Here is a 20,500-nt window from a genome sequence, read left to right as displayed (position 1 = left end):
CGAAGCCGATCACCAGGCTCCGCGTCATGACCAGTGATCTCGGATTCGCCTGCTCGTGCTGCGGCGCGCACCACCCTGAGCTGCCCATGAACTACACGGCCGAGGCCCCAGCTGTCTGGGATCCGACCTTCACCGACGCCGACGACTGCCTGCTCTCGTCGGACCGGTGCGTGATCCAGGCGCGTGGCCGGGTGCCGGCGGGCGCCGCGGTGAGCGTTGTGCCCCTGGTGGGACGCGGCGGGTGGGCATGTATGGCGGGCTGCGGTGTCGGCGGAGGCCGGGTTTCTTGACCTGGTAGCTGCTGTGGCGGGCGCGTTTGACCGCGCGGGGGCAGCCGCGGTGCCGGCGGGGTGGGTTGAGCCTGACGGTGATCTCGCCGTGCACAGCCGGCAACGCGCTCGTCCGGTCCTCAGGGGAAAGGCCCGCCGTCCCGGTCGGCGTCGACATCAGTGGCCTCGGCCGCCCGGGTGATCAACGCCGCCCCGGCGTAGTGGACGATCAGCCAGGCCCAGGTCTCCTGATACGAGCGCGCTGCCGCCGGTCGATGCGCGTCTGCGCCCGCACAGCCGAAGCCGGTGCGATGTCAGCAACCGGCGCGGCTCAGCGGGTCCGGTAGCGCGCGTAGATCAGTCCGCTGTCGAAGGCACGTTCCTCGACCAGCTCAAGTTCGAGGCGTACGCCGTCGGGCAAGAACCGCTTGCCGCCGCCGACCACGCTCGTGGTGATGAACAGGTGGTACTCGTCCACGAGGCCGGCCGCGATTGCCTGGGCCGCGAGGTTCGGGCCGTCGACGGGTGTGGGACACCGGCAGAACGTGGAGGGGGCGGTGGACGAAGGTGGTGCCGGGGCGGAGAAGGCCGAGGGCGGGAGGATCCCAGCCGTCGAACAGAGCCAGCAGACTCGATCGCACCGCCTCGGCGTCGGCCAGGTCCACGCTCGTGGCCCAGTCCAGCGGTGCGCGGAACTGGGCGTACACCTTGACGTGGCCGCCGCTGTTGCGCTGGGCGACGAGCGCTCGGTTCACGCCGTACACAGCCACCGAACCCGTCGCCGATCAGCCGGGCGAGGTCGGGGTGGCGGGTGTCGACGTCGTCCAGGGAGGTCTCGACGAAGGTGACGCCGGTGTAGTGCGGCGGCACCGGCGAGACCGCCGGGCGGACCCGGGACCAGGCGCCGTCCGCACCGATCACGAGGTCGAACGTCTCCCGCCGCCCGTCCGCGAAATCGACGCGTAGCGGCGTGGTCGGCGGAGGTTGCCGCTGACGCGGCCGGAGTCGCGGGGGGCTGGGGCCAGACCGGCGTAGCCGGCGAGGCGGTCGGCGCTGCCGAAGGCGTCCATGTCGCCGCCGGTGGCCGCGATGAACACGGACCCCATCCGCTTGCCCATGCCGGGCAGGCTGAGGATCACTTCGGCGTGCGGGTGCTCGCGAAACCGGGTCTCGATGAGGGCGTCGGTTTCGGCGATCTCCTCATCGAGGGTCATCACCCCCTTCGCGAGGCGGGCCACCATGGAGGCGGCCAGCTTCTCGCCGGGCAGGCCGGTGTGCTGGGCCTCCGCGGCCTCCACCGGATTTCCCGGCCCCGTGCGGCGTGCCGCGTTCCGGCGGGCCGGTCCGGCGTGGTGCGGCCTGGTGCGGCCTGGTGCCGTCTCCGAATGCCGCCGGGCATAAGGTCGTCGACGGTGGAAGACCCAGGACGGGGCGGGGACAATGACGACGCATCACGCGATGGACGGACTGGCCGGCAATCCGGCGGCGCCCGCCGACGTACTGCTGCGCCTGCTGGCGCTGAACGACGACTGGATCATGAGTCGGCTCTCGTGGCGCGCGGCGCTGCCCGAAGAGGTGGCCGAGGCCATGCTCACCCATCCCGACCGCCGGGTGCGTCACAAGCTCGCCGCGAGCGCGTCAGCCGACCCCGAACTGCGGGCGCGGCTGCTCGACGGACCGGCGTCGGACGCCGCCGCGGTGGCCTGTGGCCCGACGGTGTACCGGATGAAGGCGCCGCCTCTGCCGGACTGGGCGTACGAGCGGCTGCTCAACCACGAGCGTGGCATCGTCTGGTCCGAGACCCTCAACGCACCGGGCGTACCGGAGCACATCCTGGTCCCGCTCGCCGGGCACGCACACCCGCCGTTCCGGGTGGCGGCCTGCCGCCGTGTCTGGGACGCGCTCACCGACGACGTACGCGCCGCGCTCCTGGACGACGAGGACCAGACGGTGCGTCAGGCCGCGGCGTTGCAGGTCATGCGGGACGACGAGGAGCGCACCACCGAGCTGATCGAATCGCTCGCGGACAAGTGGACGCTGGCGCGGGTGGTGGAGCACGGCCGACTCGGGCGGGCCGTGGCCGAACGTCTGCTGGCCGCGGGGGAGATGCCCATACTGCTCGCGCGCAACCCCACCTTCCCGGCCGACCTCGCGTCCCGGCTCGCCGACCACGAGCAGCCCGCGGTGCGGCTCGCGGTCTCCGCCCGCCCGGAACTGTCGGAGGAGGAACGCGCCGCGATCGACTGGGAGGTCGGGCCCGAGGACCGCCTGGACACCCTGCGCTGGGTGTGGGACGCGCGCAAGGACGCGGAGGTCATGCGCCGGTGCGCGACGTCCGCGCACACCTGGCTGCGGCGCAGCGCCGCCGTATGCCCGGAACTGCCCGTGGACTGTGTGCAACTGCTCGCGGGCGACGAGGACTTCGCCGTACGGCTGCTGCTCGCCGAGTTCCACCCTGAGGCGCCGCCGGAACTGCTGCTCGATCTGTATCTGCACGGCACGCACCGGGCGGTCTCCATGCTGACCGCCAAGCCGCGATTCCCCGCGGCGGGCCTCGCGGCCCGTTTCGCGCGTACGCCGGACCCGCGCGCCCGCGCACTGGCCGTACGCGACCCGGACGCGACACCCGAACTCGTGGAACGGCTGAGCCACGACCCCGCCCCGGAAGTACGGGCAACAGCCGCCCGGGACCCGCGACTGCCGGTGCGCCGACTGGTGGAACTGCTGGAGGATCCGCGGGCGGGTTCGGCGGCCGCCGCCAACCCGTCCCTTCCGGTCGCGGAGATGACGGCGCTCCTGGACCGGGCGGGGGTGCCTGGCTGAGGGCACGGGGCGGCGCGGCGCCGCCGTGCGGGTCCACCTCGATCAGTGCCCGCCTCTGGCCACGGCTGTCCAGGGACCGGATCGCCCGGGCGGCGGTGGAGTCGCTGGACGCCGAGGGGGTGGCGGGTCTGTCCATGCGCCGCCTGGCGGCCCGTCTGAATGCCGGAGCGATGTCGCTGAACGAGTACGTCGGCGGCAAGGAGGACGTACTCGATCTCGCGCTCGACGAGGTCATGGGAGAGATCGAGCCGGACGACACGGCGCTCCCCCACGACATCCCGTGGCGTGCCGCCCTCACCCGACAGCCCGTCCGGGCCAGGGACGCCATGCGGCGCCACCCGCGGCTGCCCGCCCTGATGGCCACGCGCCCGCTGCTCGGCCCCAACTCCCTCGCGCGGGCTGAGTACCTCTACTCCGTACTCGATTGCGCCGGGCTCGAAGGCCCCCGGCTCACCGCCGGCACGCCCGCCCCGCGGACGGCGACTTCGACGGCTCGTTCACGCTCGGTCTGGAGACGCTTCTCGACGGAATCGAGGCTCGACTCAGCCGCTGACGGACGCGGCGGGCGATGTGGTACGGAATCGGGCCCGGTAGGCGGTCGGGGCGACGCCCAGGGTCTGCTGGAAGACGCGTCGCATCGTCTCGGACGAGCCGAAGCCGGACACCTCTGCCACCGTGTCCACGGTGTCGTCCCCCGATTCGAGGAGCGCCCGGGCGGCTTCCAGCCGTACGGATTCCAGATACTGGCCGGGCGTCGTACCGGTCTCGCCCCGGAAGAGCCTGCTGAGGTGGCGGGCGCTGACCCCGGCGGTGGCCGCCAGGGACTCCAGGCTGTGCGGGGCGGCGGGGTCGGCGCCAACGGTGTCCAGCACCCGCCGTACCACCGGCTGCTTCGCCTCGTGCGGCGCCAGGCGCGCGCTGAACTGCGACTGCCCGCCGGGGCGGGCCATGAAGACGACCAGTTCGCGGGCCACGTCGCGCGCCACCCCGGCGCCGTGGTCGTCCTCGACCAGGGAGAGCGCGAGATCGATACCGGCGGTGACACCGGCGGACGTGACGACGTCGCCGTCCTTCACGAACACCGGATCGGACTCGACGCGCACCCGTGGGTACGCCGTGGCGAGTTGCCCGGCCAGCCTCCAGTGTGTCGCGGCGCGCCGCCCGTCCAGTGCGCCCGTCTCCGCCAGGACGAATGCGCCGGCGCACACCGAGGTGATCCGCCGGGAGCGCCGCCGCAGGTCCTCTACGAGGTCGATGAGCGGCCGGTCGGCGACCGCTCGCCGCCAGTCGCTCCGGCCGGGCACGACGAGCGTGTGCGGCCGGGCGGGCAGCGTCCGCGGCCCGCCGTCCACGCCGACGCGCAGCCCCGACGACGTACGGACGTCCGCACCGTCCGGGGAGACGATCCGGACGTCGTAGCGGGCACCGAACATGTTGGCCGTGGTGAACACCTCGGCCGGGCCCGTGACGTCGAGAAGCTGCACCCCGTCGAAGGCGACCACGGCCACCACCACGACAGCGGGGGCGTGTGCGGGTGCGGGGGCGTGTGCGGGGGCGTGTGCGGGGGCGTGTGCGGCAGCGGTCACTCGGGCCACGGGGAGTCCAGGATCGTGCGCACGAAGTCGCCGCGCTCGAAGCCGGGCACGTAGTGGGCGAGGACGTCGGCCTTGACGTTGCCGAAGGTGGTCTCCGGCTTGTGCCGGACGCCGTCGGTGAACGCGCCGAGGATGCGCTGCTTGAAGCCGGGGCGCGGGTGCAGCGCGACGACGGCGGTACGGTCGGCCTCGTCGATGTCGTGGTAGCCGATGCCGAGCACGTCGTACTCGACGCCCGCCGTCACCAGCGCCACCTCCGGCTCCATGAACTCGGGCACGCCGGGGGTCGTGTGCAGGGCGATGGCGGTCCACACCCGCCGGACGCTGTCTTCCGGCACCTGGTGCGACCGGAGGAAGCGGCGCGCCTCGTCGGCGCTGTCCACCTCGAAGCGCCGCCCGCTGCCGTGGAAGGGCTCGCCGAGGCCCAGATCGTGGAACATGGCCCCGATGTACAGGAGTTCGGGGTCGAAGCTGAGATCCCGGTCGCGCCCCTGGAGGCTGCCGAAGAAGTAGACGCGGCGGGAGTGGTCGTAGATCAGCTCGCTCACGGTGTCCCGTACGAGTTCGGTCGCCGCCCGTGCCAGTTTCGTGTCCGGTACGGGCACGCCCGCCGGTGCGGAGAGGTCGTCGGTCATCCTCATCACCTGATCCTTCGGTTCGCCGGCCGATGTGTCCGCCGGTGACTCGCCGGTCTCTCCGGCGGCTCCTCCAGTCTCCGGAGCCATGGGCCGGTGTGCCATGGCCACAGGGCCGTATGACCCACAGATACGGACATCCGTACCGCCGCACGGTGGACGGAGCCAGAGAATTCGTGCCGGATCTCCTCCGCGTGTCGATCCGAGACCGGGCCGTCCGAGACCGGGCCGTCCACGATCGAGCGCGTCTTCCGTACGGAGTACGGCCGGGCGGTGTCCGTCCTGGTCCGCGTCTTCGGCGACATCGACATCGACATCGCCGAGGAGGCGGTCCAGGACGCGTTCACCACGGCGGTCCTGCGGTGGCCGGTCACCGGGGTGCCGCCGAGTCCGGCGGGCTGGATCATCACCACGGCGCGCCACCGGGCGATCGACCGGCTTCGCCGGGAAGCCTCCCGGGCGGACCGGTACGCGCAGGCCGCGCTCCTGTACGCCCCCGACGAACCGGCCGGGGATGGCCGCCCCGTGCGCGACGACAGGCTCCGGCTGAATCTTCACCTGCTGCCACCCCGCGCTCGCCCCCGCGGCCCGGGTCGCCCTCACCCTGCGGCTGCTGGGCGGGCTCACCACCGCCGAGATCGCCCGCGCCTTCCTGGTGCCCGAACCGACCATGACGCAGCGGCTCGTACGCGCCAAGGGCAAGATCCGCGACGCCGGGATCCCCTACCGGATCCCGCGCGACGCCGATCTGCCCGACCGGCTCGACGCGGTCATGTCCGTCGTGTATCTGATCTTCAACGAGGGCTATACGGCCGGTTCGGGCGACCGGCTCGTACGCGACGACCTCTGTACGGAGGCCCTCCGCCTCGGCCGGCTGCTGGTCGGCCTCATGCCCGACGAACCCTCACAGGTCGGGCAGGTTCTCCCGTACGTACTGCTCCGTCCACCGCGCGTCGCGCCCACCGATGTCCACGCTCAGCACGTGCCAGTCCGTCCGGGCCAGCAGGCGCACCGTCAACTCCTCTTCCCGGCGAAGGTGTTCGGCCGCCGACGCGAGATCCTTGACCGACCGGGAGCCGGGCGAGCCGCCGAGTTTGGTGACGAACCAGTCCACCCAGTCCGGCCCTTCGCGCTCGACGGCGCGCCGCAGAGCGGTGTCCGGGTCGTCCCGCAGATAGACCACGGTCACCCGGGTCGGCCGGACCGCGTCCGCCAACTCGGCCAGGACGGCTGCGATCGCGCTCTCCTCGTGGCCCCAGGCGACCAGTGAGGGGATGAAGGGCAGCAGCGCGTCGGTGATCAGGACGTCCACGCCTTCGGCGCGCGCCTTCGCCACGTATTCGCGGGTGGACTCCACCAGCGTGCCGGGCCGCACGCTGCCGCTTCCGTCGGCGAACTCCTCGGCGACGGGGCGGAAGGACGGGCGGCTGAGGATGTCCGCCTCCTCGAAGTGGTCCACCGTGGCGCCCGATTCGGCAGCCCGGCGGGCGAGGGCGCGGCAGAGGGTCGACTTGCCGACTCCGGGGCTGCTGCCGACGACTGCGATCAGATGTCCGGTGGCCATGGTCATCCCGGCAGTCTCGCACGCGGGTCACGATGGGTCACGACGGGTCAGGAGGGTCACGGGGTGGTATGCGCCACCGTCACGACGCGCGGGCGTCGAGGCAAAGGCTCCAGCGGCCGGGGCCGCCCATGAGGGTGACCGTGGAGAGCGGGCGGACGTCCACGTTCCAGAAGGCCGGGGCGGGGGCGTGCAGCGCGTAGACGAGCGCCGCCCTGATGACCGCCGGTTCGGCGACGGCCACGATGGCCCCGATGTCGTCGGCCGGGCGGGTGTCCAGCCAGCCGCCTATGCGGGAGATGAACGCCAGCAGCGGCTCGCCGCCGTGCGGGGCCGAGCGCGGGTCGGCGAGCCAGGCGTCCACGGCGGCGGGTTCACGGGCTGCGACGTCCGCGAACGTACGGCCACGCCAGCGGCCCATGTCGCAGTCCCGGAGCGCCGGCTGGACGAGGGGCGCGTAGCCGAGGGCTTCCCCGGTGGCGCGGCTGCGCGCGGTGGGCGAGCAGTAGCGCAGGTCGGCGGCGGCCAGCGGCACGAGCGCGTGCGCGACGAGCTGCACTTCGTGCCAGCCGGCCTGGTCGAGGGGGCGGTCGTCGTCGAACCGTTCGGCAAGTGGGGCTGAGCTGCGCGCGGCGGCGACCAACGTGACCCGAACACTCATGCCGGGATGGTGCGGCCGAAAGCCGCACAGGTCAAGAGGGGCGCTGAAGGTCCAGAGTCATCCACATCCCGGGGTTTTCGAGCGGCTTGAACCCCACCTTCGCGTAGACGCCGTGGGCGTCCTCCGTGGCCAGCATCATGCGGCGCAGCCCCAGCGGAGCGAGGTGGTCGCGTGCGGCGACGACCAGTTCGGTGCCGAGCCCCTTGCCACGGGCGCCGGGGTCGACGTACACGTCGCAGAGCCAGGCGAAGGTGGCGTGGTCGGTCACGACGCGGGCGTAGGCGACCAGTTCACCCGACGCGGCGTCGTAGACGCCGAAGTTGAGTGATCCGGCGATCGCCCTGTCCTGGACGTCGCGGGCGCGGCCGAGCGCCCAGTACGCGTCCGTGGACAGCCAGCGGTGGATCCGTTCCGCGTCGAGGCGTGCGGGGTCGGTCGAAATCTCGTACGCGGCGAAGGTCGGCATCTTGGTCATGGCGGAAGGTTGCCAAATGGCGGGCCGATTGTCAGTGGCGGATGCCACGATCGGCTCATGTGGTCAACTCGGACAGGTCAGTCAGCTCGGACAGGCCGGTCAGCTCGGGCAACTCGGGCAGGCCGGTCAGCTCAACACCTCGTCGCAGGCGGTGCGCAGGCGCCGCACGCCGTCGGCGATCTCCTGCGCTCCCGCGACGGCCGCGAAGCCCAACCGCAGGTGGCCGGCGGAGGGTTCGGCGCAGAAATAGGGACGGCCGGGGGTGACGGCGACGCCCGCGCGCAGCGCGGCGGAGACCAGGGCCTGTTCGTCGGTGCCGTCGGGCAGGCGCAGCCACAGGTGGTAGCCGCCGGGCGGGATGTGCGGAAGGGCCAGTTCGGGGAGGTCCCGGCGGACGGCGGCCGTCATGACTTGCCTGCGGTTCTTCAACTCCCTTGAGGTGAAGCGGAGATGACGGTTCCAGGCGGCGGAGCCGACCAGTTCGAGAGCGGCTTCCTGGAGGGGGCGGGCGACGAAGAAGCAGTCGACGACATGGATGGCGCGGAGCCGTTCGAGCACTGGGCCGCGGGCGGCCAGCACCCCCACCCGGAGGCTGGGTGAGGTCGCCTTGGTGAGGGAGCAGACATGGACGACGACTCCGTCGGGGTCGTCCGCGGCGAGGGGGCCGGGCAGCGGGCCCGCGTCCTCGTGGATGAGGCGGCGCACGAAGTCGTCCTCCACGACGAAGGCTCCGGCCTCGCGGGCGATACGCAGCACCTCGGGCCGGCGCGCGGCGGAGAGGATCGCTCCGGTGGGGTTCTGGATGAGGGGCTGGCAGACGAACACCCGTGCGCCGGTGGCCCGGAAGGCGTGGGCGAGGAGTTCGGGGCGTACGCCGTCGGGGTCGACGGGTACGGGGACGGGCCGCAGTCCGGCGGCCCGTGCGATGGCGAGCATGCCGGGATAGGTGGGTGATTCGACGAGGACGGGCGCGCCGGGCGGGGCGAGCGCGCGCAGTGCGGTGGTCAGGGCGCTCTGGCCGCCGGAGGTGACGAGCACGTCGGCGGCCGTCCAGGTGTCGCCGATGCCGCGGGCGAACCATTCGCGGAGTTCGGGCAGTCCGTCGGTGGGCGGGCGGCTCCAGGCGCCGGGGCGTCGGCCGGCGCGGGCCAGGGCGGCGGCCATGGCCTGTTCGGGCTGGAGGGAGGAGTGGAGATAGCCGCCGTTGAATTCGATGACTCCGGGCGGCGGCTCGGCAAGGGTCATCAGTACGGCGGAGGAGTCGACGCTGCGCGGAACGAGTTCGGTGGTGGCGTCGGCGCTGAGGGCGACCTCCTGCCAGGAGGTGTCCCCGGCCCGCGGGGTGCCGGGGCGGGCCGGTGCGCGGAAGGATCCGGCGCCGGGGCGGGTGACGACCAGCCCTTCGGCACAGAGCCGGGCCAGCGCCCGGGAGACGGTCACCGGAGAGACCCGGTGGCGCTCGACCAGTTCTCTGCTGGATGGCAGCTTTCCACCTGGTGAGTAGCGGTTGAGCTCCGCCCGGAGAGAATTCGCCAGTTCAACCACACTGCTACGCTCTTGCATGACAGCACAGGATAGCGCTACTCGTCCGGCTCCGATAGCGGTCACCGGCGGCACCCTCCTCGCCGCGGCGGGTGTCCTCGCCTTCTCGCTCACCTTCCCCGCGACGGTCTGGGGGCTGGAGAGTTTCGGCCCCTGGTCCCTGGTGGCGATCCGCAGCGTGCTCGCCGCGCTGATCGCGGGCGGCTTCCTGCTGGCGGTGCGCGTACCGGTCCCGGAGCGGCGGCACTGGGGCGCCGTCGCCGTGGTGGCCGCCGGTGTGGTCCTCGGCTTCCCGATGCTCACGACCCTGGCCCTCCAGACGTCGACCACGGCGCACGCCGCCGTCGTGGTGGGGCTGTTGCCGCTGAGCACCGCCGCGTTCTCGGCGCTGCGTACCGGCAGGCGCCCTTCGGTCACGTTCTGGTGCGCGGCGCTCGCGGGCGCGGCCGTGGTGATCGTCTTCACCCTCCAGCAGAGCGGCGGGGCCGTCTCGACGGGCGATCTGTATCTGTTCGGCGCGCTGCTGGTGTGCGCGGCCGGCTACACGGAGGGCGGCAGGCTGGCGCGGCTGATGCCGGGCTGGCAGGTGATCGGCTGGGCGCTGGTCGCGTGCCTGCCGCTCAATCTGGTGGTCGCGGCCGTCGCCCTGCCCTTCGAGCCGGTACGGCTGACGGCCCAGGGCGTGACCGGCCTGGTGTGGGTGGCGGCGGGGTCGACCTTCTTCGGTCTCTACGTCTGGTACCGGGGCATGGCCGCGATCGGCATCGAGAAGGCCAGCCAGCTCCAGCTCGCCCAGCCGCTGCTGACGCTGGTCTGGTCGGTGCTGCTGCTCGGGGAGGGGCCGGCGACGGCCGCGCCGTTGGCGGCCGTCGCCGTACTGCTGTGCATCGTGGTCACTCAGCGCGCCCGCGCGTAGCGGGTGTCCGCGAGCGCCGTACGGGCCCATGGAGCCCGTACGGCGCTCGCGGACGTAAGGCCCGCGGCCGGTGTCAGCCCTGGCGCGGCGGGCGTACCCGCGACTTGTAGTGGTCGGCCACCGCCTTCGTGAACGCCCCGTTCTTGTCGTGCACGCACTCCAGCGCGGAGAAGTAGCAGTGTCCGCGCACTTCGCGGTACTGCTTCGCGAAGGTCAGATGGCGGGAGACCTCCGCCACGTCCTGCCACGGCGCGGGCTGGGCGGGGTCACCCGCCTTGTAGAGGGCCTCACCGATGTAGAGGTCGACGTCCGTGCCCTTGACCACCTCGCTCCACCAGGGCACGAGCTTCGCGTAGTCGGCGGCGGCGAAGCCGATGTTCCAGTAGACCTGCGGGGTGATGTAGTCGATCCAGCCCTTCTTGACCCACTTCTTGGTGTCGGCGTACAGGTCGTCGTAGGTCTGCACACCGGCCTTGGTGTCGGAGCCGGCCGGGTCGGTGGCGATGTTGCGCCACACCCCGAACGGGCTGATACCGAAGGCGACATGCTTCTTGATCTTCTTGATCCGCTCACCCGTCTCGCGCACCAGCCGGTCGGTGTTGTCGCGTCGCCAGGCGGCCTTGTCCGGGAAGCCCGCGCCGTAGCGCGCGTACTGCGCGTCGTCGTCGAAGACCTGACCGGCGACCGGGTACGGGTAGAAGTAGTCGTCCCAGTGCACGGCGTCGATGTCGTAGCGCCGTACGGCGTCGAGCATCGCGTCCTGGACGAACTTCCTGACCTCCGGGATGCCCGGGTTGTAGTACAGCTTTCCGCCGTACGGCAGGATCCACTCCGGGTGCTTGCGCGCCGGATGGCTCGGGATGAGCCGGGAGGGATCCGTGTGATTGGCCACCCGGTACGGGTTGAACCAGGCGTGCAGTTCGAGACCGCGCTTGTGCGCCTCCTTCACGGCCGTGCCCAGCGGGTCCCAGCCCGGGTCCTTGCCCTGTACGCCGGTCAGACACTCGGCCCACGGCTCGAACGGCGAGGGCCACAGCGCGTCGGCGGTCGGCCGGACCTGGAAGATGACCGCGTTCAGCTTCCGGTCGACCGCGGTGTCCAGGAACTTCAGCAGCTCCGCGCGCTGTTGGGCGACGGGCAGTCCGGGCTTCGACGGCCAGTCGCGGTTGACGACCGTGGCGAGCCACATCCCGCGCAGTTCACTGCGCGCGCTGTGCCGGCCACCGGACCCGGCGGCGCCCTCCGCGCCCGCCGCCGCTCCGGTGGTGGCGACGGCGTCGCCCGCTGTCGCCAGTGCCGTGAGCGCGCCCGCCGTGACCGCCACGAACCCTCTTCTACCGATTTGCCGCATTTACTGACCCCTCGTCGGTGATCTCGGACTGAACGTTGCCGCACAGCATGCCCGCCCCGGCCCGTCCTGCACACACCTGCGCGGAGTAACGTCGGGGGCCGAAGCGGGCGCCGGAATCACCCGGAGGCCCGCGGAACAGGGACCAGCGAAAGGCACGGTGTGACCGACATCGAACGCGTCGGAGTGGTGGGCTGCGGCCAGATGGGTGCGGGCATCGCGGAGGTGTGCGCCCGCAGCGGCCTCGAAGTGATGGTCGCCGAGACCACCGGCGAGGCCCTGGAGATAGGGCGTACCCGCCTCTACAACTCCCTCTCGAAGGCCGCCGAACGCGGCAAGATCTCCGAGGAGGAGCGCGACGCGACGCTCGGCAGGCTCAACTTCACCACCGACCTCGGCGAGTTCGCCGACCGCGATCTGGTGATCGAGGCGGTCGTCGAGAACGAGCAGGTCAAGACGGAGATCTTCCAGGTTCTCGATCAGGTCGTGACACGCCCCGACGCGATCCTGTCCTCCAACACCTCCTCCATTCCGCTGGTGAAGCTGGCCGTCGCGACGTCCCGTCCCGACCAGGTCATCGGCATCCACTTCTTCAACCCGGCACCGGTCCAGCAGCTGGTCGAGCTGATCCCGGCACTGACCACGTCCGAGGAGACGGTCAAGCGCGCCGAGGCCGTCGTCCAGGACGTGCTGGGCAAGCACGCGATCCGCGCCCAGGACCGGTCCGGTTTCGTGGTGAACGCCCTGCTCATTCCGTATCTGCTCTCGGCGATCCGGATGTTCGAGTCCGGCATCGCGAGCCGTGAGGACATCGACAACGGCATGGAGATGGGCTGCGCCCACCCCATGGGCCCGCTCAAACTCGCCGATCTGATCGGCCTGGACACGGTGGCCTCGGTCGCCGATTCGATGTACGCGGAGTACAAGGAGCCGCTGTACGCCGCTCCCCCGTTGCTCCAGCGCATGGTGGACGCGGGGCGCCTCGGCCGTAAGACGGGCTCGGGCTTCTACCCGTACGGCTGACCCCCGGACAGGGCGTACGGCATCGGCGACTACCCGCCGCCCAGGCGCAGGTGATGGAGCATCAGCAGACCGGCCGCCATGTTGGCGGCCGGCACCTCGCCCCGCGCGATCATGTCGGGGACGAGCTTGAGCGGTATCCACTCGCGGCGCGAGGACTCGAAGTCGTCCTCGGGGTGGCCGGTGTAGCTGGCCGTCTCCGACCAGTAGAGGTGGTGCCGGGAGTCGGTCAGTCCGTTGGACGGCTCGACGGTGAGCAGATGCCGGAGGCGGCCGGGGCGCCAGCCGGTCTCCTCCTCCATCTCCCGCGCCGCCGCGTTCTCGACACACTCGCCGTCCTCGACGACGCCCGCGGCGAGTTCCCAGCCCCAGCTGTCGGTGATGAAGCGGTGCCGCCACAGCAGCAGCACCTCGTTGGCCTCGTTGACCGCCGTCGCCACGGCCACCGGGCGGAGCCGGATGAGGTAGTGGTCCAGATGCCGGCCGTCGGGGAGTCGGACGTCCGCCAGATTCACCTGGAACCAGCGATTCTCATACATGGTCTGTTCGCCTAAGTTCGCCCACTGCACGGTTTTGCCACCTTCCGATTGGGAGTTGGCAATATGGCAGCAAGCGCCTCCTCACAGGGGAACGCGCAGGGCCCGCGCGATGAATCCGGCCACTTCCGTCGCGTCCGCACAGCCGCTCTCCAGCAGCCCCAGCCGCACCACGGTCATCCGGTCCCTGAGCCGCAGGGACTCCATTCCCCGGGCCCGCTCCGCCATCTCCCGCGCGGTACGGGCCGCCCGGTCCGGCTCGCCCTGACGCAGCTCGATCTGGCTGAGCATCGCGAGCCGGTGCACCCGCCCCCGGTCGTGCGCCGGGGCGCCCACCGCCTCGGCGGCGTACGTCCGCGCGGCCGTCAGGTCACCGAGCCCGAGCAGCGCCTCGGCCACCCGCACACTGACCAGGCCGGGCTCCACATAGCCCGTCTCGTCCGGCTCCTGGCCCGGCCTGATCCGGCCCGCCGCCGCCTCCGCCCGTCCGATGCACGCCCGCGCGCCGCTCCCGTCCCCGAGCAGGGCGTACGACTTGGCCTGCATCGCGTACAGATCGGCGGCCAGCGCCGGGGTGATCGCCCGGCCCGCCGTGCGCAGCGCCGCCTCGGCGAAGGCCACCGCCTGCCGGTACTCCCCCATGAACAGCGACTGGTTGACGAGCAGCGCGATGGCGTACGCGCCAAGTCCGGTGTCCCCACTGGCCTTTGCCAGCCGAAGCGCCTGGTGGAAGTAGCGCTGGGCGAGCCCCTGGGCATCGGAGTCGTACGCACAGATACCGGCCACCGCCACCAACCCGCCCGTGGCACGGTGCAGTTGGCGGCCCATCGGGTCGCTGTAGCCGCCGCGCAGCAGGGGCGCCGTCTGGGCGCTGAGGAAGCCCACAACCCTGGCGTGGGTGGCGAGACCGCCCGCTCTGCGGTACATCAGCTCGTAGTGCGTCCTGGCCGTCCGCAGCAGTTCGACGTCCGCCGGGCCGACACGGTGGTGGCCGCCGCGTGAGACGTCCGCGTCCCCCGGCGGGTTCTCCCACTCCCAGACCGGCATCACCGCGTGCGTGCCGGTCACGGCGGGCGCCGCCACGACATGGCCCCGCCGCTGCTGGTCGGAGCGCCACAGCGCGGTGGCACGCTCCACGTAGACCGAGAGCGTGACATCGCGGCCCGGCGACCCTGGGGTCGCGCCGAGGCCGATGTCGTCCAGCGTGAGGGTGCGACCCAGCCGGTCGCCCAGCACCTGGCAGATCAGCTCGGGCACCGGGCCACGCGGTCGCTGGCCCCTCAACCACCGCAGCACAGAGGTGTGTTCGTACCGCAGCCCGAGTCCGCGCGACCGGCCGGCCCTGTTGACCCGGGCGGCGAACCCGGCATGGGACATGCCCGCCTCGTCGATCAGCGAATCCAGCAGGGTGTTGGGCTGCATGTGCCCCTCCGGAAGCTCGGCGACCTCAGCGTAGTGGAGCGGGACATCGCACGGGGTGTGAACCTAATGCCCGGATCGGTCCGTTGTGCACCCTGCCGGGCCGGGCGCCGGGCCGGTTGACTGGGTGGTCTCGCAAGGAGCGGCCGGGCCGTCGCACTCCCCCTCGTGCGGTACGGCGGCCCACACCGCGTCGTCCGTTCCGCCCACCTGCCCGACACTCCGCGGGCGGGACGGACGGCGCACGGCCGACAACCGATGCCGGCAGCGGCGAACAGGAGGTCGCGAGGCGGATCCACGGCGCAGTGTTCGTCCCCCCGGCCTGCGCCGTATCCGCGCGGGTCCCGCCCTCGGACGCGGCGATTGGCACGACCCGCCCGCCCGCACCGGTCCGCTGTACGCCCTGCCGCGCCCAGGGGGTGTCCTGCCGACCGTGCCGGGCTCACGGCCCCAGGCACCGACGTGTCATCAGCCGCTCAGCGGCAGGCAGAGCACGCTACGTGTCGGACACGGCAGAGGGGCGTCACCGGCCCTGAAGCCGGCGACGCCCCTCGGTCCCGTGCGCTCAGCCGCACGCGGCTCACGCCCCGCGCAGCACCGCCCCGGTGCGCTCGGCGGCCAGCGCCACTGCGGCGTCGCGTGCGGCGGACGCCTCGTCGACGGTCAGGGTCCGGTCGGCGGCGCGGAACCGCAGCGCGTACGCCAGGGACTTGCGCCCCCCGCCCAGCTGCTCACCGGTGAACACGTCGAACAGCCTCACCGATTCGAGCAGTTCACCGGCGCCCTCACTCAGCGCCCGCTCCACGTCGGCGGCCGGCACGTCCTCGGCGACCACCAGCGCCACGTCCTGGGTGGCGACCGGGAAGGTCGAGATCCGCGGCGCCCGCAGCGCGCCGGTGCCCGCCCGCTCCACGAGATCCAGCTCGATCTCCATGGCGCAGGCGCGCTCCGGCAGGCCGTACGCCTTGATGACGCGCGGGTGCAGCTCACCGGCGTGGCCGACGAGGGTCCGGTCGCCGTCCACCGTGGCGTACAGCGCCGCGCAGCGGCCCGGGTGCCACGGCGCGTGCTGATCGGCCTCCACCGTCAGCTCGACGCCCGCCTCGGCGGCGACCGTACGGGCCGCCTCGACCGCGTCCGCCCAGTCGGTGGGACGGCCCGCGCCCCACCAGCCGGCCCGCTCGCGCGCACCGGCGAGGACGGCGGCGACACGGCGCGGCTGCCGGGGCAGCGCGGCGTCGAGCGCGGCGATCTGCTCGTCCGTGGGCCGCCGGTCGACGGGCAGCCGGACCGGCACCCGCTCCTGGCCCGTGGGCCGGAAGACCAGGCCGCTCTCGTACAGCGCCAGATCGTGCGAGCCACGGCCGTCGTTGCGGCGCAGCGCGCCGAAGAGACCGGGCAGCAGCGTCGTGCGCATCGCGGGCTCGGTGTCGGCGAGCGGGTTGACGAGCGTGACCGTACGGCGCCGGTCGTCGTCGGCGGGCAGCCCGAGCTGGTCGAGCTGCGCCGCACCGATGAACGGGTAGTTCAGCGTCTCGACATAGCCCGCGCCGGCCAGCGCGCGGCCGACCCTGCGGTGCAGCCGCTGCCGCTCGGTGAGCCCGCGTCCGGCCGGGGGCCGGGGCAGCGTGGAGGGCAGGTTCTCGTACCCCTCCAGGCGAATGACCTCTTCGGCGAGGTCGTTGATCTCGCGCAGGTCGGGGCGCCAGCTCGGGACGGTGACGATCAGCTCGTCCTGTCCGCGCACGTCGCAGCCGACCTGCTGGAGGCGGCGCACGACGGTCTCCCTGCCGTACCCGAGACCCGCCACCTTGTCGGGGTGGTCGGCGGCCATCGTGATGGTGTGCGGCCCGGCCGGGGCCACCACCTCGGTGACGCCGGCCTCCGCCGAGCCGCCCGCGAGCAGCACCAGCAGATCGACGGTCCGCTGCGCCGCGGCGGGCGCGGCGTGCGGGTCGACACCGCGCTCGAAGCGCTTGGACGCCTCGGAGGGCAGCTTGTGCCTGCGCGCCGTGCGGGCGATGGAGATCGGGTCGAAGTGCGCCGCCTCGATGACGACTTCGGTGGTGCCGCGCGCCGCGCGCTCGGCGGCGGACGAGGACAGCGGGCTCGCCACGATCTCGCCGTCGGCGATCTCGGTGTCGGCGCCGCCCATCACACCGGCGAGACCGATCGGCCCCCGGTCGTCGGTGATGACGAGGTCGGCCGCGTCCAGGACGCGCTTGACGCCGTCGAGCGTGGTCAGCTCCTCGCCCTGCTCGGCACGCCGGACACCGATCGCCCCGTCCACCCGCTTGCGGTCGTACGCGTGCAGCGGCTGGCCGATCTCCAGCATCACGTAGTTGGTGATGTCGACGGCCAGCGAGATGGGCCGCATCCCGGCCTTCTGGAGCCGGCGCTTGAGCCAGATCGGGGAGCGCGCCTCGGGGTCGAGCCCGGTGACCGTACGCGCGGTGAACGCGTCGCAGCCCACCGGGTCGGCGATCTCCACTCGGTGGCCGTACGAGTTGGGCGCGGGCACGTCCAGCAGCGCCGGGTCGCGCAGCGACAGCCCGTAGGCGATGGCGGTCTCGCGGGCGATACCGCGCATCGACAGGCAGTAGCCGCGGTCGGGGGTGACGGCGATGTCGAGGACTTCGTCGACGAGCTGGAGCAGTTCGACGGCGTCGGTGCCGACCTCGTACTCCGGCGGCAGGACGATGATGCCGCCGCTGCCGTCGTCGCCCATGCCCAGCTCGCCGCTGGAGCAGATCATGCCGTGCGAGGTCCGGCCGTACGTCTTGCGGGCGGAGATCTCGAAGCCGCCGGCCAGGACGGCGCCGGGCAGGACCACGACGACCTTGTCGCCGACGGCGAAGTTCCGCGCGCCGCAGATGACTTCCTGCGGCTCGCCGGTGCCGTTGGCGTCGCCGACGTCGAGCGTGCAGAAGCGGATCGGCTTCTTGAACTCGGTCAGCTCCTCGACGGTGAGAACCTTGCCGACGACGAGGGGGCCCTTGAGGCCGGCGCCGAGCTGTTCGACCGTCTCGACCTCAAGACCGGCGGGGACGAGCCTGGCCTGCACATCGCGGCCGGTCTCGGTGGCCGGCAGGTCGACATACTCACGCAGCCAGGAAAGCGGGACGCGCATCAGATCTCCATCCCGAACGGCCGGGTGAACCGGACGTCACCCTCGACCATGTCTCGCATGTCCTCGACGTTGTGACGGAACATCAGCATCCGCTCGATGCCGAACCCGAAGGCGAATCCGCTGTACTTCAGGGGGTCCACACCGCAGGCGACGAGCACCTTCGGGTTGACCATGCCGCAGCCGCCCAGCTCGATCCAGCCCTCGCTGCCGCAGGTGCGGCAGGGCCGGTCCGGGTTGCCGACGGACTCACCCCGGCACACGTAACAGACCATGTCCATCTCGGCGGACGGCTCGGTGAAGGGGAAGAAGTTCGGCCGCAGCCGGGTCTTCATGCCCTCACCTCCGAACAGCTCCTGGACCATGTGATCGAGGGTGCCTTTGAGGTCGGCCATGGTCAGGCCCTCGTCCACGGCGAGCAGTTCGACCTGGTGGAAGACCGGGGTGTGGGTGGCGTCCAGCTCGTCCGTGCGGTAGACGCGCCCCGGACAGATGACATAGACGGGCGGCTCACGGTCGAGCAGGGCGCGCGCCTGGACCGGCGAGGTGTGCGTACGCAGCACGACTCCGGACTCGTCACCGGACGTGCCGTCCGGGCCCTGGACGAAGAACGTGTCCTGCATCTGGCGGGCCGGGTGGTCGGGCACGAAGTTCAGGGCGTCGAAGTTGAACCACTCCGCCTCCACCTCGGGGCCGTCCGCCACCGCGTAGCCCATGGCCGTGAAGATGTCGGCGACGCGCTCCATCAGGGTGGTGAGCGGGTGCCGGGCGCCGGGCGGGACACGGTCGTAAGGCAGGGTGACGTCCACCGCCTCCTCGACCAGCACCCGCGTGTCACGCTCGGCCTCCAGCTCCACCTGCCGGGCGGCGAACGCCTTGTTCACGGCGCCGCGGGCCTGGCCCACGCGCTTGCCCGCCTCGGCCTTGGCCTGCGGCGGCAGCGCGCCGATCTCGCGGTTGGCGAGCGACAGCGGTGAGGTGCCTCCGGCGTGCGCGGTCTTCGCGTGAGCGAGCGCGTCGAGGTCGCCCGCGGCGGCGAAGGCGGCGAGCGCCTCGTCCCGCATGCGCTCGATCTCTTCCGGTTTCAGCGCCTCGACCTCGACTGGGTCGTACGACTTGTTGGGTGCCGACATCTCTTCCCGTACTTCCGGTTAGCTGGGCGAAAACGACCCCGCTCGATGGCCGAGGACGCAAAGGTGCCAAGGGTCGAGTCTAAAGGCCGTACGGAGTGCGGAAGCCCGTGGGCTGCCGGGGCCTGTCCTAGGTCAGGTAGGCCGGGGCGCCGACGGGCAGGATAAATCGGAACTGGGCACCGCCGCCGGGTCCGCGGCCGACGGTGATCGTCCCGCCGTGCGCCTCGACGATGCCCTTGACGATGTACAGCCCGAGGCCGGTCCCACCGCGCTTGCTCCCCCGCCAGAAGCGGGTGAAGACACGGCCCATCGACTCCTCGGGGATACCGGCGCCTTCGTCGCTCACGGTGACCGCCGTTCCTTTCGCGCCGCCGTCGGCATGGGTGTGCTCCGCGTTGGCGTGTTCCGCGTGCGCGTACTCCACATGCTTGACCTGCGCGGGCGCCACCTCGATGGTGACGGTTCCCGCGCCGTGGCGCACCGCGTTTTCCAGCAGGTTGCCGAGTATCTGGTCGATCTTGTCGGGATCGGCCCACAGCGCGGGCAGCGGCTGCTGGATCCGTACGAGGAAACGGTCCGGGGACTGCCCGGACGCGGTGATCGACTGGATGTGCCGGCCGACGGCGGTGCCGATGTCGACCGGCTGGCGGCGCACCTCAAGGCGTCCGGAGTCGATCCGGGAGATGTCGAGCAGCTCGGCGATCAGCCTCGTGACGCGGTTGGCGTCGGCGTCGACGGTCTCCAGCATGAGCCGCTTCTGGTCGTCGGTGAAGCGTTCCCACTTGGCGAGCAGCGTCGCGGTGAAACCCTTCACCGAGGTGAGCGGGGAGCGCAGTTCGTGGGCGACCGTGGCGATCAGCTCGGCATGGCTGCGCTCGGTACGGCGGCGGGCCTCGGTGCCGCGGATGCTGATGACGAGCCTGCGTACGGGCCCCTGGGGGTGCGCGCGCACGTAGCGGACGGAGACCAGGACCTCACGGCCGCCGGGCAGCAGCAGATTGCGCTCGGGCTGGCCGACGCGGGTGAGGAGACCGCCGTACGGATCGGTGAGCGCCCACCAGCGGCGGCCTTCGAGGTCTTCGAGGGGCAGCGCGCGCTCCAGCGGGCTGCCGACGGCCTCGGCGGCGACGACGGCGGTGATACGGGCGGCGGCGGCGTTGAAGCAGATCACGCGGCCCGTCTCGTCGGCGACGACGAGACCGTCGGGGAGGTCGTCGGGATCGATCCCGAAGTCCTGACCGAGGTCCTGACCCAGATTCTGACCCAGATCCTGACCGAGGTCCGCGTGTCCGCCGGCGACGCGATCGCCGGGATCGGGCCTGACGAGTCCCCGTGTGATGGCCGACCCGCTCGCCCCGACCGTCATGCCCGCATCCCACCTCTTCCGAAGAGCACAGTGGGCCCCCGAGTTTCCGGTCACCCTACTCGCTCTCATCGCTC

16 protein-coding genes and 5 pseudogenes are annotated in these 20,500 nt (G+C 72.0%); 6 read left to right on the top strand and 15 right to left on the bottom strand.

Annotated elements, in window-relative coordinates:
* Window positions 1-26: 26 nt before the first annotated feature.
* On the top strand, window positions 27-290 hold the full coding sequence (locus OG700_RS32895) for a DUF2199 domain-containing protein (RefSeq protein ID WP_405619983.1): 264 nt from the start codon (window positions 27-29) through the stop codon (window positions 288-290).
* Window positions 291-600: 310 nt separating this feature from the next.
* Here OG700_RS32895 and OG700_RS32890 read toward each other — a convergent pair.
* The 3 pseudogenes from OG700_RS32890 to OG700_RS32880 form a co-directional block, all read right to left on the bottom strand.
* A pseudogene (locus OG700_RS32890) lies at window positions 601-792 on the bottom strand (dihydrofolate reductase family protein); the annotation flags it as partial.
* A 1-nt stretch (window position 793) separates the two neighbouring features.
* Window positions 794-1,229 (bottom strand): annotated as a pseudogene (locus OG700_RS32885) (FAD-dependent oxidoreductase); the annotation flags it as partial.
* 2 nt (window positions 1,230-1,231) lie between these two features.
* Window positions 1,232-1,561, bottom strand: a pseudogene (locus OG700_RS32880) (transposase); the annotation flags it as partial.
* A 148-nt stretch (window positions 1,562-1,709) separates the two neighbouring features.
* Between OG700_RS32880 and OG700_RS32875 the strand changes: the two are divergent.
* Together OG700_RS32875 and OG700_RS32870 are read left to right on the top strand one after the other, a co-directional pair.
* Window positions 1,710-3,092, top strand: a complete 1,383-nt coding sequence (locus OG700_RS32875) for a hypothetical protein (protein WP_405619981.1) — start codon at window positions 1,710-1,712, stop codon at window positions 3,090-3,092.
* A gap of 134 nt (window positions 3,093-3,226) precedes the next feature.
* Window positions 3,227-3,526 (top strand): annotated as a pseudogene (locus tag OG700_RS32870) (TetR/AcrR family transcriptional regulator C-terminal domain-containing protein); the annotation flags it as partial.
* Between the two features lie 108 nt (window positions 3,527-3,634).
* On the opposite strand, the gene OG700_RS32865 reads toward OG700_RS32870, so the two are convergent.
* On the bottom strand, window positions 3,635-4,678 hold the full coding sequence (locus OG700_RS32865; RefSeq protein ID WP_405619979.1) for a GlxA family transcriptional regulator: 1,044 nt from the start codon (window positions 4,676-4,678) through the stop codon (window positions 3,635-3,637).
* Window positions 4,675-5,322, bottom strand: coding sequence for an HD domain-containing protein (locus OG700_RS32860; protein ID WP_405622159.1), 648 nt, complete (start codon window positions 5,320-5,322; stop codon window positions 4,675-4,677). Before OG700_RS32860 ends, OG700_RS32865 begins: the two co-directional genes overlap by 4 nt.
* 237 nt (window positions 5,323-5,559) lie before the next feature.
* Between OG700_RS32860 and OG700_RS32855 the strand changes: the two are divergent.
* Window positions 5,560-6,233: pseudogene (locus OG700_RS32855) on the top strand (RNA polymerase sigma factor); the annotation flags it as partial.
* Here the strand turns inward: OG700_RS32855 and OG700_RS32850 are convergent.
* The 4 genes from OG700_RS32850 to OG700_RS32835 all read right to left on the bottom strand — a co-directional run bounded on the left by OG700_RS32850 (window position 6,227) and on the right by OG700_RS32835 (window position 9,582).
* A complete protein-coding gene (locus tag OG700_RS32850; protein WP_405619977.1) occupies window positions 6,227-6,892 on the bottom strand; it encodes an ATP-binding protein in 666 nt (221 codons plus the stop codon). The pseudogene OG700_RS32855 and the gene OG700_RS32850 overlap by 7 nt on opposite strands.
* Window positions 6,893-6,965: 73 nt before the next feature.
* Window positions 6,966-7,544, bottom strand: a complete 579-nt coding sequence (locus tag OG700_RS32845) for a histidine phosphatase family protein (RefSeq protein ID WP_405619975.1) — start codon at window positions 7,542-7,544, stop codon at window positions 6,966-6,968.
* A 31-nt stretch (window positions 7,545-7,575) separates the two neighbouring features.
* Complete coding sequence (locus OG700_RS32840) at window positions 7,576-8,019, bottom strand: GNAT family N-acetyltransferase (RefSeq protein WP_405619973.1); 444 nt, start codon at window positions 8,017-8,019, stop codon at window positions 7,576-7,578.
* Window positions 8,020-8,145: 126 nt separating this feature from the next.
* Window positions 8,146-9,582, bottom strand: a complete 1,437-nt coding sequence (locus OG700_RS32835) for a PLP-dependent aminotransferase family protein (protein WP_405619971.1) — start codon at window positions 9,580-9,582, stop codon at window positions 8,146-8,148.
* Here OG700_RS32835 and OG700_RS32830 point away from each other — a divergent pair.
* Window positions 9,581-10,477 (top strand): DMT family transporter, encoded by an 897-nt coding sequence (locus OG700_RS32830; protein WP_405619970.1) that lies wholly within the window; start codon window positions 9,581-9,583, stop codon window positions 10,475-10,477. The genes OG700_RS32835 and OG700_RS32830 overlap by 2 nt on opposite strands.
* 73 nt (window positions 10,478-10,550) lie before the next feature.
* On the opposite strand, the gene OG700_RS32825 is transcribed toward OG700_RS32830, so the two are convergent.
* Entirely contained in the window at window positions 10,551-11,828 is a 1,278-nt protein-coding gene (locus tag OG700_RS32825) for a glycoside hydrolase family 10 protein (protein WP_405619968.1), read from the bottom strand.
* A gap of 159 nt (window positions 11,829-11,987) precedes the next feature.
* On the opposite strand from OG700_RS32825, the gene OG700_RS32820 reads away from it, so the two are divergent.
* Window positions 11,988-12,848 carry a 3-hydroxybutyryl-CoA dehydrogenase gene (locus OG700_RS32820; RefSeq protein ID WP_405619966.1) on the top strand — a complete coding sequence of 287 codons (861 nt, stop codon included), beginning with the start codon at window positions 11,988-11,990 and terminating at the stop codon, window positions 12,846-12,848.
* A 29-nt stretch (window positions 12,849-12,877) separates the two neighbouring features.
* Here the strand turns inward: OG700_RS32820 and OG700_RS32815 are convergent, their stop codons facing one another.
* From OG700_RS32815 to OG700_RS32795, 5 genes are all read right to left on the bottom strand, one after another.
* Window positions 12,878-13,384: an NUDIX hydrolase gene (locus OG700_RS32815; RefSeq protein WP_405619964.1), complete on the bottom strand. Its 507-nt coding sequence runs from the start codon at window positions 13,382-13,384 to the stop codon at window positions 12,878-12,880.
* An 81-nt stretch (window positions 13,385-13,465) separates the two neighbouring features.
* Entirely contained in the window at window positions 13,466-14,803 is a 1,338-nt protein-coding gene (locus tag OG700_RS32810; protein WP_405619962.1) for a transcriptional regulator, read from the bottom strand.
* Between the two features lie 577 nt (window positions 14,804-15,380).
* The gene (gene pheT / locus OG700_RS32805) at window positions 15,381-17,930 is read right to left on the bottom strand and encodes a phenylalanine--tRNA ligase subunit beta (protein ID WP_405619960.1); all 2,550 of its coding nucleotides are present in this window, start codon (window positions 17,928-17,930) and stop codon (window positions 15,381-15,383) included.
* A complete protein-coding gene (gene pheS, locus OG700_RS32800) occupies window positions 17,930-19,060 on the bottom strand; it encodes a phenylalanine--tRNA ligase subunit alpha (RefSeq protein ID WP_405619958.1) in 1,131 nt (376 codons plus the stop codon). The genes pheT and pheS overlap by 1 nt, the downstream gene beginning before the upstream one ends.
* A 127-nt stretch (window positions 19,061-19,187) precedes the next feature.
* Entirely contained in the window at window positions 19,188-20,426 is a 1,239-nt protein-coding gene (locus OG700_RS32795; RefSeq protein WP_405619956.1) for an ATP-binding protein, read from the bottom strand.
* Window positions 20,427-20,500 lie beyond the last annotated feature (74 nt).

Origin of the sequence: Streptomyces sp. NBC_01508 (genome assembly GCF_045040315.1) — a bacterium.
Lineage (GTDB): Bacteria > Actinomycetota > Actinomycetes > Streptomycetales > Streptomycetaceae > Streptomyces.
This window is presented reverse-complemented; position numbering and strand designations above follow the sequence as displayed.